12 protein-coding genes are annotated in these 11,338 nt (G+C 70.1%); 7 read left to right on the forward strand and 5 right to left on the reverse strand.

Translation table 11 applies throughout. The features are described 5' to 3' along the window. Window positions 1-37: 37 nt before the first annotated feature. The 3 genes from IE307_RS43835 to IE307_RS43845 form a co-directional block, all read right to left on the reverse strand. A complete protein-coding gene (locus tag IE307_RS43835) occupies window positions 38-601 on the reverse strand; it encodes a TetR/AcrR family transcriptional regulator (protein WP_191305414.1) in 564 nt (187 codons plus the stop codon). Window positions 602-617: 16 nt separating this feature from the next. Next, window positions 618-2,510, reverse strand: a complete 1,893-nt coding sequence (locus IE307_RS43840; RefSeq protein ID WP_229905621.1) for a bifunctional polysaccharide deacetylase/glycosyltransferase family 2 protein — start codon at window positions 2,508-2,510, stop codon at window positions 618-620. An 82-nt stretch (window positions 2,511-2,592) separates the two neighbouring features. After that, window positions 2,593-3,012: a DUF6542 domain-containing protein gene (locus tag IE307_RS43845; protein WP_191305415.1), complete on the reverse strand. Its 420-nt coding sequence runs from the start codon at window positions 3,010-3,012 to the stop codon at window positions 2,593-2,595. A gap of 34 nt (window positions 3,013-3,046) precedes the next feature. Between IE307_RS43845 and IE307_RS43850 the strand changes: the two genes are divergently transcribed. Beyond that, the gene (locus tag IE307_RS43850; protein ID WP_191305416.1) at window positions 3,047-4,114 is read left to right on the forward strand and encodes an LCP family protein; all 1,068 of its coding nucleotides are present in this window, start codon (window positions 3,047-3,049) and stop codon (window positions 4,112-4,114) included. Here the strand turns inward: IE307_RS43850 and IE307_RS43855 are convergent. Next, a complete protein-coding gene (locus tag IE307_RS43855) occupies window positions 4,111-6,342 on the reverse strand; it encodes an ATP-binding protein (protein ID WP_191305417.1) in 2,232 nt (743 codons plus the stop codon). The genes IE307_RS43850 and IE307_RS43855 overlap by 4 nt on opposite strands. A gap of 190 nt (window positions 6,343-6,532) precedes the next feature. Here IE307_RS43855 and IE307_RS43860 point away from each other — a divergent pair, with 190 nt between their 5' ends. Further along, window positions 6,533-7,309 carry an STAS domain-containing protein gene (locus IE307_RS43860; protein ID WP_191305418.1) on the forward strand — a complete coding sequence of 259 codons (777 nt, stop codon included), beginning with the start codon at window positions 6,533-6,535 and terminating at the stop codon, window positions 7,307-7,309. 15 nt (window positions 7,310-7,324) lie between these two features. Here the strand turns inward: IE307_RS43860 and IE307_RS43865 are convergent, their stop codons facing one another. After that, a complete protein-coding gene (locus IE307_RS43865; protein ID WP_308436449.1) occupies window positions 7,325-7,618 on the reverse strand; it encodes a hypothetical protein in 294 nt (97 codons plus the stop codon). Between the two features lie 222 nt (window positions 7,619-7,840). Here IE307_RS43865 and IE307_RS43870 point away from each other — a divergent pair, with 222 nt between their 5' ends. The 5 genes from IE307_RS43870 (at window position 7,841) to IE307_RS43885 (ending at window position 11,260) form a co-directional block, all read left to right on the forward strand. After that, window positions 7,841-8,713, forward strand: coding sequence for an NsdA family TPR-like regulatory protein (locus tag IE307_RS43870; RefSeq protein WP_191305420.1), 873 nt, complete (start codon window positions 7,841-7,843; stop codon window positions 8,711-8,713). A gap of 79 nt (window positions 8,714-8,792) precedes the next feature. Beyond that, window positions 8,793-9,155, forward strand: coding sequence for a hypothetical protein (locus IE307_RS43875; RefSeq protein ID WP_191305421.1), 363 nt, complete (start codon window positions 8,793-8,795; stop codon window positions 9,153-9,155). Then, window positions 9,152-9,283 carry a hypothetical protein gene (locus IE307_RS47380; RefSeq protein ID WP_268250485.1) on the forward strand — a complete coding sequence of 44 codons (132 nt, stop codon included), beginning with the start codon at window positions 9,152-9,154 and terminating at the stop codon, window positions 9,281-9,283. The genes IE307_RS43875 and IE307_RS47380 overlap by 4 nt, the downstream gene beginning before the upstream one ends. 4 nt (window positions 9,284-9,287) lie before the next feature. Next, on the forward strand, window positions 9,288-9,959 hold the full coding sequence (locus IE307_RS43880; protein ID WP_229905622.1) for a response regulator transcription factor: 672 nt from the start codon (window positions 9,288-9,290) through the stop codon (window positions 9,957-9,959). Further along, window positions 9,956-11,260 carry a HAMP domain-containing sensor histidine kinase gene (locus IE307_RS43885; protein WP_191305422.1) on the forward strand — a complete coding sequence of 435 codons (1,305 nt, stop codon included), beginning with the start codon at window positions 9,956-9,958 and terminating at the stop codon, window positions 11,258-11,260. The genes IE307_RS43880 and IE307_RS43885 overlap by 4 nt, the downstream gene beginning before the upstream one ends. The last annotated feature ends 78 nt before the right edge of the window (window positions 11,261-11,338 follow it).

An 11,338-nucleotide genomic window follows, 5' to 3' on the forward strand; every position in this document is an offset into this window, starting at 1 on the left:
ATGACCGAACGTAGCGGAGCGACTACGCCTTGACGAGTTATTTGGCCCGAAAGTTCCCGATGAGCGGCCGAAGCAGGCCGTCGACGATGCTCTCGACCACGCCCGGTTCCTCGGAGCGCAGGACGAACGTCGAGATCAGCGCGGTGATGAGGACGTCGGCGTCGAGGCGCTCCGGCAGTTCTCCCCGCGCCTTCGCCCTGTCCACGGCGACCCGCAGGTGCTCCGTGTAGGCGCGGTCGACGTGCTCCTCGCGCAGGCTCGCGAGGTCGGCGTCCTGCCGGCTGCCCTCGAGCAGCCCGAGGAAGATCCCGGCGGTGTCGAACGGCTGCGGCTCGCCCCACGCCCGCAGGACGTGGCGAACGTCCTCGGCGAACGTCCCCTCGTCCGGCTGCGCCAGCCGCGGCAGGTTGGCCTTCAGCGCGTCGGTGATCAACCGCGCTTTGGACGGCCACCGCTGGTAGAGGCTCGCCTTGCTCGCACGTGCCCGGGAAGCGACGAGGTCCATGTTGAACCGGGCGTAGCCGACCTCGGCCAGCACTGCGAGCACGGCGGCGAAGACCTCCTGCTGACGCTCCGGCGCGTCGAGCGGCGTGCGACCCAACCTCGCCTCCGGTGACTCAGGTGACGGGCACAGTACCGCCGGGGGCGTCCAGGAGCCGACCCGTGCGCCGCACCGACATCCAGCGCAGTTGCGTGCCGTGCAGCGCCGTGATCAACGACTGGATCACCACGACGTACATCAGCTGCCGGTACACGACCTGTTGCAGCGGATAGGCCCACAACGGCTTGAGCGACTCGCCGTCGAGCCGCAGCGCGTACCCCGCGCTCGCCGTCTGGATCAGCAGGAACACCGTCCACACGATCAGCGCGAGGGGTGCGTCCGCGACGAGGAACCCGTACAACACGAAGAGGTCCATCACCGGCGCGAGCAACGGCAGCAGCAGGTGGAACGCCAACAGGTAGAGGATCCCGAACCGGCCCATCGGCCCTCTCTCCACCAGCGCGCGGCGGTGCTTCCACATCGCCTGGAAGGTGCCGTAGGACCAGCGGTAGCGCTGCCGGAACAGGCCTTGGACGGTGACCGGCGCCTCGGTCCACGCCTTGGCCTCCGGGCGGTAGGCGACCCGCCAGCCCGCACGCGTGACGGCCATCGTGAGGTCCGTGTCCTCGGCGAGCGTGTCGTCGCTGACGCCGCCGACGTCGGCGAGCGCCTCCCTGCGGAACGCCCCGACCGCGCCCGGCACCGTCGGGATGCACCGCAGCGCGTGCAGGATCTGCCGGTCCAGGTTGGACCCGGCGCAGTACTCCAGGTGCTGCCAGCGCCCGAGCAGGCCCTGCCGGTTGCCGACCTTGGCGTTGCCGGAGACCGCGCCGACACCGCTGTCCGCGAACGGCTGCACGAGCTGGCCGACGGTGCCCGGCTCGAAGATCGTGTCGCCGTCCACCAGCACCAGCACGTCGTGGCTCGCCGCGCGGACGCCCGCGTTCAACGCCGCCGGCTTGCCCTGGTTGCTCTGCCTGATCACGGTGACGCCGGGCAGGTCCAGCCCCTGCGCGACCTCCGCGGTGCCGTCCGTCGAGCCGTCGTCCACGACGATCACCTCGACGTCGGCGAGGTGGTCGTTCGCGGCGATGGACCTGACGGTGGCGGCGATGTTCAGCGCCTCGTTGAAAGCCGGGACGACCACCGAGACCGGCGGCGCGAACCACGGCGGCGGCTCCTGCGCGCCCTCCCGCCGCAGCCGCCGATCGGTGTGCGCGAGCCCGAGCTGCATCAGCGTGCGCAGCAGGCCGAGCAACGCCGCGATGCCGATGGCCGTGCCGAACAACGCGAGCACGAGGCCGCCGTTGCGCTGCGACCACGTCGTGACGGCGCCGGTGAACCGTTCTCTCGAAGAGGCCTCGACCGGAATCTCATCGCTGACCAATGCGAACCGGTACCCGGGCTCCTTCGCCAGCTCGCGGACGATGTCTCCGCCGATGCTGCCGTTGTCGTGCAGCCTGATGACGCCCTTCCTCTCCCGCAACGACATCCGCACCAGCGTGCCCATGTCCTGGTGCTCGCGGTCGCCGCTGTCGACCTCCTCCGGAGCGCCGACCAGTCGCGTGTGGACACCCAGCGCGTCGGCGAGCGCCGCCTGTGCGAGGGCCAGGTTCAGCGGATCGGCGAGGTCGCCCTCGGCGCGGAACCCGTCGATGCCGATGCGATGCCCCTCGGCGACGACCTGGCGTGCCACGTCCGGATGGCGGGTGACCTGGGCGCCGGTGACGTAGAAGGTCGCTTTGACGCCGGCGGCTCTCAACCTCTCCAGGGTGCGCGGGGTCCACTTCGGGTCGGGGCCGCCGTGGAACGCCAGCGCGAGCGTGCCGTCCGGCAGCTCGTGGCGTTCCCCGGCGTGCCGCACGGGTTCGGGCCTGATCGCCGCGTAGGCGTGGAACGACACCACGCACATCAGCACGAGCAACCCGAGCAGGATGGAGATCCAGTGCAACCGGGGCGTGCGCTTCACCACGCTCCCAGCAGCGTGCCGCCCACGACGGCGGCGAACACGATCAGTCCACTCGCGACGGTCCAGCTGACCAGCCGCGCCGCTACCCGTCTACCGCCGGTTCTGTCGACGAAGACCTGCATTTGCTTCTTCCCCCAATGAGAACGCGGACGAGCGCGACCACCAGTGCCGTGCCGACCGCCGCCGCCATCCACGGGAACCCGTTCACGAGCCACGGGACCGCGTCAGCGGCGAACTCCTTGCTGCTCCCCCACGGAGCGCGCCTCTTCGACTGCCGTTCCCACGCCGCGTTGCCCGCCGCGACGACCACGAACACGAGAGGTGGCGCCGGTGCCACCGTCCACAACCCCACCCGGCGGACCAGCGCGGAGGCGACCAGCGTGCCGCCCACGAGCCACACGCCGAACGCCCAGCCGAGATCGTCGCCGCCCACCCAGACCCCCGTCTGCGTGAACACCGCCAGCATCGCGACCGCGGCGAGACTGGGCAGTTGAACCCCCATGGCGCACTAGGATAATTCAGGGGGTGTCCTGTTCATGCAAGCACGTGGTGCCTGTCACCGCACGGTCTTTCTCGTCCTGTCGCGCACCGCGCTGGCGGCCCTGAGCGCGATCGTGCTCGCCGCCTCGGCGTTCGCCTGGTCCACTGTGTCCACGATCTCGACGGGGGTGGAGCGGTCCTACGCGATCACCGACGACGCGCCGCGCTCGGAGTCCGGCCGCAACGTCCTGGTCATGGGCCTGACGACCAGGCTCGACCTGCACGGCGAGCCGCTGCCCGACGACGTGCTGCGGCGCATGCAGGCGGGCGAGAGCGACCGCGGCGGGTACAACGCGAACACGCTGATCCTGTTGCACATCCCGGATTCCGGTCCGGCCGTGGCGATGTCCGTGCCGCGCGACAACCTCGTCCCGCTGTCGTCGGGCGGCGAGGGCAAGATCAAGGAGGCCTACGGCCGCGCGAAGATCGTCGAGGAGGACCGGCTGCGCGTGGCCGGGACGCACGACAAGCGGGAGCTGGAGCGCGCCGGTCGCGAGGCGGGCCGCAGGGCCCAGGTGCGGACGGTGTCGACGTTCCTGAACCAACCGATCGACCACTTGGTGGAGATCTCGCTCATCGGGTTCTTCCACATCGCCGAGGGCCTCGGCGGCGTCGATGTGTGCCTGCGCCACGCGACGAAGGACCCGTTGTCCGGCGCGGACTTCCCCGCTGGGCCGCAACACCTCGACGCGGGCCAGGCGCTGTCGTTCGTGCGGCAGCGGCACGGGCTCAAGGACGGCGACCTGGGCAGGACCCGGCGGCAGCAGGCGTTCCTGTCCGCCGTGACGAAGCGGCTGCGAGGGGCGGACGTCACCGCCGTGCAGGCGATGATCGACATGGCGAAGCAGGACGTCGTGCTCGACGCGAGGTTCGACCTCGTCGAGTTCGCGGGGAACCTGCCGGCCGAGGTGCGGTTCGACACGCTGCCGATCGAGGGCGGCGCGCACCTGGGCGGGCTGGACGTGAACAAGGTGGACCAGGACGAGGTGCGCGCCAAGGTGACCGAACTGGCGACCGCGCCGCCTCCCCCGCCGCCCGACGACGGCATCCCGTGCGTGGACTAGTTCCGTCGCTCCGTGACCCACGTGGCGATCTGCGCGCGTGAGGTGAACCCGAGCTTCTGCAGGATCCGCTCGACGTGCCCCTCCGCGGTGCGCCGTGCGATCACCAGCTTGGCCGCGATCTCCTTGTTCGTCATGCCGCCGGCGATGAGGTCGGCGACCTGCTGTTCGCGCCGGGTCAGCGGCGTGAGCGTGACGGCCGGCGCCTCCTCCCGCGGCTGCTCCTCGCCGATGGCGAACGCGATGGCGTCCTCCAGTTCGAGGTCCATGCCCTTGCGGAACACCGACCGGAACTCCTGCTCGCCGAGCGCGGAGACCGTCGCCGACTCGCATTCGCCGTGCGGGGCGCCGAAGTACCGTGATCCGAACATGGGATAACCGACCGACTGCCAGATCTCGTTGGTCGCGCCCAGCAACGTGGCGGCGCGGTCCGCGTCGCCCTGCGAGGCGGAGATCCAGGCCAGGACCTCGATCGCGAGCACGATGCCCAGCAGGTCGTGGAACGTGCGCTTGATCCGCAGGCACTCGCGGCCGAGCCGGTCGGCGCGCACGAGATCGCCGCTCACCCACGCGCACAGCGCGAGCACCCAGATCGCGTACGCCTGCGCCCACAGCTCGCCGTGCTCCTCGCCGACGGCCTTGGCCTCGACGCAGAGGCGTTCCGCGGCGGCGAAGTCGTGCCGGAACGTCGCCGAGATCGCCAGTTCGACGCCGGCGAGCATGGTGTGGCTGTTGACGGTGCCCTGGCTGCGGTACAGGTCCATGGCCTGCTCGAACAGGCTCTCCGCGAGGTCGAGGTCGTCGCCGATCAGGTGGGTGCAGGCGAGGCGGTGGGTCGAGTAGGCGAGCGCGGAGGAGTCACCGGACTCGACGGCGTACTCGTGGCACTCGTCCAGCATCCGTGTCGAGGCGGTCAGGTCGCCCTGCAACGTCGACACGTAGCCGTTGACCCACAGCACCTTGGCCCGCAACGGGCCCGGTTTCGCGCACGACACGGCGCGGTCGAGCCAGTGACGGCCCTCGCCGAGCATGCCGCAGCCCGCCCAGTAGAACCACAGCGTCCCGGCCAGGTGCACGCAGTGGTCGCCGTCGCTGTCGAAGCAGAAGTCCAGGGCCGACCGCAGATTTCCCTGTTCCAGCCGCGTGAGCGCGAAGATCTGCGGCTGGGCGGGGCCGAACCACTCCTTCTCCCACCGCTCAGCCCACTCGATGAAGTGGTCGCGGTGCCGTTCCCGCACCAGCTGTTCGCGGCCGGCCTCGCGCAACTTCCCCAGCCCGTACTGGCGCAACGGCTCCAGCAGCCGGAACCGCGTGCCGGGCGGGTGTTTCTCGGACACCACGACCGACTTGTCGACCAGGCCCATCAGCGAGTGCATCACCTGGTCGGGCGCGACGCCGTCACCGGAGCAGACCCGTTCCGCGGCCTCCAGGTCGAACGTGCCGGAGAACACCGACGCCCGCGCCCACAGGATCTGCTCGGGCCGCGTGCACAGGTGGTAGCTCCAGTCCACCGCGGCGTGCAACGTCTGGTGGCGCGGATCGCCGCCGCGCTTGCCGTCCCCCAGCACCCGGAAGGTGTTGTCCAATCTGGACGACAAGTGGTCAAGGCTCAACACGCGCAGGCGCACCGCGGCCAGTTCGATCGCCAGCGGGATCCCGCCGAGCAGCGTGCAGATCTGGCTGACCTCGGCGTGGTTGCGCGCGTCGAGGACGAACCCGGGTTCGACGGCGGCGGCCCGTTCGGCGAACAGCGCCAGCGCCGGGTCCTGCGGCAGGGGCGCGACCTGCCAGAGGTGTTCGCCGTCGACACCGAGGCGTTCCCTGCTGGTGACGAGCACGCGCAGGCCGGGGACGCCGCGCAGCAACGCGTCCACGAGATCGGCCGTCGCCGCGACGACGTGCTCGCAGTTGTCGAGGACCATCAACATCTGCCGGTCGCGCAGGTGTTCCACCAGGACGGTGCGGTGCATCCGGACCGTGTCGTCGTGCACGCCCAACCGCTCCAGGACCGTGTGCACGACCAGGTCCGGATCGGTGACGCCACCCAGTTCGACGAACCACACCCCGTCGCGGAACGCCCTGCTCGTGTCGGCGGCAGCACGCAACGCCAGCCGCGTCTTGCCGACGCCACCGACACCCGTCAGAGTGACGAGGCGCGACTCGGACAGCAGCCTCCGCACCTCGGCGACGTCGTGCTTGCGGCCGACGAAAGTAGTTGTGTCGGCAGGCAAATTGCCTTTGCGACCTGGGGAAAGCGAACCGCCCACAGCCGCACCCTAGGTCTGTCCGATCTCCTGCTGCAACGCGGTCCCCCGGAGGCACCAACGCCGAAACACGGGTAGTTACCCCCTAGGGAGCACGCGGTCACCTCGTCAGGCTTGGAGGATTGGGGGGAGGCGCCTTGCGTGAGGGGACGGGATCATGGCCGGTGACAGCCTCGAGGTCGACGTCCGGGAGCTGAACGGCGTGCTCGTCGTCCGGTTCAGCGGGCGACTCGACTGGGTGACGTACATGCGAGTGCAGGACGTGCTGCTCGACTGCGCCACCAAGGAGCTCGTCGGCGTGGTGGTGGAACTGGACGAGCTGGTCGCCGAGTCCCCCGCGCTGCTCGTGGTGTTCGACGTCGTGTGGCTGTCCGCGGCCCGCTGGCCGGGCATCTCGCTGAGCCTCGTCGTCAGCGACCACCGGCTGCGGTGCACGCTGGAGTCGCGCGGGCTGCCCCGGCACATCCCCCTGCACTCGACGACCGCGGCCGCGGTGGCCGCCGTGGTGCGCCACAGGCACGAGGACAGGGTGGACGCGCCGCTGCCGACGTGCCGCTGCCTGCCGCACGTGACGGAACGGATCACCGAGCGCGCCTGCGAGCGGTGGGGCGTGCAGTCGATGCTCGACGTCGCACCGCAGGTGGCCGTGGAGCTCGTGTCGCACATCGAGGACGACAGCCCTCTCTCGCTGCTGCTGCGCATGCGCAGCAGCAAGTTGTCCGTTGCCGTGCGCACGACCGCACGCTTCGACCTCAAGCAGTGGCACATCATGCGGCGCAACGTGGCATCCATCGCCGTCTGCAACTTCACGATGGGCGAGACGCCGGCCGGGAGCGGGCGGCACATCATCTGGGCGTTGCTCGACGTGCCGGAGGACAGCCGGCGGCCCCCGAGTTACCTCCCCGAGGTCGCCGCCTTCACCCACCAGGCTTAATTCTTCCGGGTCGTTCTACTGGGCGTGCATCGCCGCGATGCTGGTGCGGCACGCCCGCACCACTTGGCGGTTCGCCGCCGTGTCCGGCGTCTTCGTGCCGCACCTCGGACACGAGAGGTGTGCGGTCGTCTCGTCCACGAACACCTCGAGAGGGCGACGGCACGGGCGGCACCAGCGATGTCCGGTCACGGGGACGACGTGGTCCGGCGACGCCACGCACAGGTGCAACCAGCAGCGATGCAGACCGCACGTGACCCTGGCGTGCGGATCAAGGCCGAGCTCCTCCGCCAGATCTTCTGCGCTCAGCACCGCAGGGAAAGTCGTGTCCTCGGCTTCGGAGGAGGTCACCAGCCGCAAATGCGCGCGTCGCCTCATACCCGAGAATCTTGCGCCGTCAACTTGTCTTCGCATACCCGGATTAATACCTGTTCAATCACAACTCGCATTCGTTTCCGCGCGACCCAGAATGAGCTTCACCGCAAGTCGGGAACGTCCTACGCTCGGGTTCCACCTGCGTAGAGGGGTGCCCTGATGGCGGATCCCGCGTACTTCCCCCCACCGCACTCCTCCCGCATCGGCGCCAGCGACGTCGAGCAGTTGGAGGCGCAGACCCGTTCCCTGCGCTCCGTGGACTACCAGCACGGAGGAGGAGCGTGCCGTGACGCCGTCGTGGTGCGGATCTACTGGGCGCAGCAGCTCCTGGCGGCCGAGGCCTCCGACACCGTGCGTGCGCGCCTGTTGTCCGCCGTCGCGGACCTGCACAACCTGGCCGGGTGGACGTCGTTCGACAGCGGCCAGGTCGGGGCGGCTTACCACCATTTCGACCGTGCGCTGCATTTCGCCCGTCACGACGAAGATCTGACGACCAACATCGTTTATCGGCGTGGGCGCGTGCACCTGCACCACGGCGCACCGGGTGATGCGCTGGCCTATTTCCAGAGGGGCGCTTTCGCGCCGTTGGCGTCGAGCATCATGCACGTGAACGAGGCATGGGCGTACGCGCGTCAGGCCCGTTCCTCCGAGGCGTTGCGCGCGTTGGGCAGGGCACAGGACTCGTTCTCCGCGGCAGACGTGGCGCACGCGCCGGACTGGGCGCGGTTCCACGACGAGACCGACCTGGTGGCGATGACCGGCACCGTCCACGCCGAGCTCGGCGACACGCGGCTGGCCGTTCCGGCGCTGGCGTCGGCGATCTCGCGGTTCGGGCCGGAGATGGCGCGCAGCGGGGCGTTCTGCCTGATCTCGCTGGCCTCGTGCCACTTCCTCGACGGCGACCTCGACGAGGGGCGTGCCGTCGGGCTGCGGGCGGTGACCGCGGCGGAGGAGCTGAGGTCGGAGCGGGTGTGGGACCGGATGCGGCCGATGCTGCACGCGGCGTCCGTGCGCGGTGTCGTCCTGCGGTGATCGTTTTTGGGGTGATCTTTGCAGAACCCGAACATTCGGCGGACCGTCCTCTGATCGTGGGCGGTCATCGTTCTGTGCCATGAACATTTCGCGAATCGGTGGGCTCGTGGCGGGGATGCTGCTGCTGGGCGCGGGGACCGCGTCGGCGCAGGAACCGATCACGATCAGCCCGGAGAAGGTGCAGAAGATCTGCTCACAGCGGGTGCCCCGGGTCGAGGCTCGGGTGAAGGCCCTGACCGACAAGATCAACGGCAGTCCGGAGACCCTGGGCTCCAAGAAGTGGATCGAGCAGAAGGCCGCCGACGCCCGCAAGGCCGGCAACACGGCGCGCGCGGACGTCCTCGACGCGCGGCTGAAGCTCCGCGACGCGCAGCTCGTGAAGCTGGCCAAGGCGGGCGAACGGGTCGGCAAGTTCAAGACCGAGCACTGCGGGTCCAAGTGAGGTGGGTCGCCGCCCTGGTTCTGCTGGTGTCGCTGACGGCGTGCCGGGCCGAGGAGCCGGCGCCGGACCTCGATGATGTGGAATCAACGTTGAACAGCATCGAGTCGGACCTCAACCAGCCGGGGTGAACGCGTGGAACGTGGCCTGGTGCTCGTCGTGGAGGACGAACCGGCGATCGCCGAACTCGTCGCGCTGTACCTGCGGCGCGACGGCTTCGGCGTGCACCTGGAGTCCTCGGGGGACGCGGCACTGGCCGCGGTCCGCACCCTCTCGCCGGTGGCGGTGGTGCTGGACGTCGGCCTGCCCGTGCTGAACGGCATCGAGGTCTGCCGGGCCATGCGTGCCGCCGGCGACTGGACGCCGGTGCTGTTCGTGACGGCCCGCGACGACGAGGTGGACCGCCTGCTCGGACTCGAACTCGGCGCCGACGACTACATCACCAAACCCTTCAGCCCCCGCGAACTGGCTCTGCGCGTCCGCACGGTGCTACGCCGCTCCTCCGGCCCCGTGTCGGACGTTCTGCAGGTGGGTTCCGTACGCCTCGACGTCGGCGAACGACGTGCCTTCGCCGGAAGTGACGAGGTGTCGCTGACGTCCACGGAGTTCGGACTGCTTTCGTACCTGATGAAGAACCCACGCCAGGTGTTCTCGCGCGAGCAACTCCTTTCGGCCGTGTGGGGCTATTCCTCCATGGCCGGCACACGAACCGTTGACGTGCACATAGCCCAGCTACGAGCCAAGTTCGGCACTCTAAGTCCAATTCGGACGGTGCGCGGCGTCGGCTACTCGGCGGACGCACCGTGAACCTCACCGCCCGAATCGCGTTGGTGTGCCTGGGAGTCGCCTTCGTCGCCGTGCTGGTCGCCGGCTTCGTCTCCACCCGCCTGGTCCTCTCGACCTCACAACAGGTCAGCCGCGAGTTCCTGCGCTCCCAGGCCGACGTGGTCGCGGGCCAGATCTCGAACAACCGCGTCGAACAGATCCTCGAGGGCCAGGACATCGCGATCGTCCGCATCACCGCCGCAGGCGACGTGACAGGCACCGACCGGGCCGCCGTCCGAGCCGTGCGCGCCATCGACTACCGCAAGGTGCTCTCAGGCTCCCCTGCCTCCGGCGTGAGCGGCCGCCTGAACGTGGAGGCCCGCCCGTCGGGAGCAGGCGGCTTCGCCCTGGTCCAGCAGACCGAGACCACCGGCAACTACCGCAAACTGGTCCGCAACGTCCTCTTCGCCCTCGGCATCGGCCTGGTGGTGGCCGCCTTGGCCGCCCTCGCCCTGGGCTCCTTCCTGTCCCGCCCCCTGCGCCAGGTCGCCTCCGTCGCCCACTCCATGACCACAGGCCGCCGAGACCTCCGGGTCCCCGTCCCCAAGGCCACCGAACTCGCCGAGGTCAGCCTCGCGGTCAACTCCCTCGCCGATGCGTTGCAGCGCAGCGAATCCCGCCAACGCGACTTCCTGCTCTCCGTCTCCCACGAACTCCGCACCCCCCTCACCGCCGTCACGGGCTTCGCCGAATCCCTGGCGGACGGCGTCGTCTCCGGCCCCCAGGTCGCCCCGGTGGGCACCGTCATCCTGGACGAGGCACGCAGACTGGACCGCCTGGTCACCGACCTGCTGGACCTGGCCCGCCTGGGCGCTGACGACTTCCGCCTGGACATGGCCCCGATCTCCCTGGAACCCGTGGTCCGCTCAGCCGCCGAGGTGTGGCACGCCCGCTGCCACGCCCGAGGAGTCGCGTTCTCCCTGGAGGTCTCGTCCTCCCCCACGGTGCTGGCCGACGCACGCCGCCTGCGGCAGGTCATCGACGGCCTGATGGAGAACGCCCTGCGCGTCACCCCCGCCGGCCGCCCCGTCGTGCTCGCCCTGTCGTCCGTGCTGGAGGTGCGCGACGGCGGACCGGGGCTCGCCCTCGAGGACTACGCCGTGGCGTTCGACCGCGGGGTGCTGCACGCGCGGTACCAGGAGTCGCGGCCGGTCGGCACCGGGGTGGGGCTCGCGCTGGTGCACGGGCTGGTGACGCGGATGGGCGGGACGATCGTGGCGGGGCCGGCGGCGGAGGGAGGGGCGGCGTTCACCGTGACGCTGCAGCCGTCAGGACCTCAGTAGCCGGGACGGGAACACGACACGGCTGGCCGCCGGCACGTTCGCCCCGTCCGGCGACACGGCTGGCCGCCGGCACGTTCG

Source organism: Lentzea cavernae (assembly GCF_014653695.1).
GTDB classification, from domain to species: domain Bacteria; phylum Actinomycetota; class Actinomycetes; order Mycobacteriales; family Pseudonocardiaceae; genus Lentzea; species Lentzea cavernae.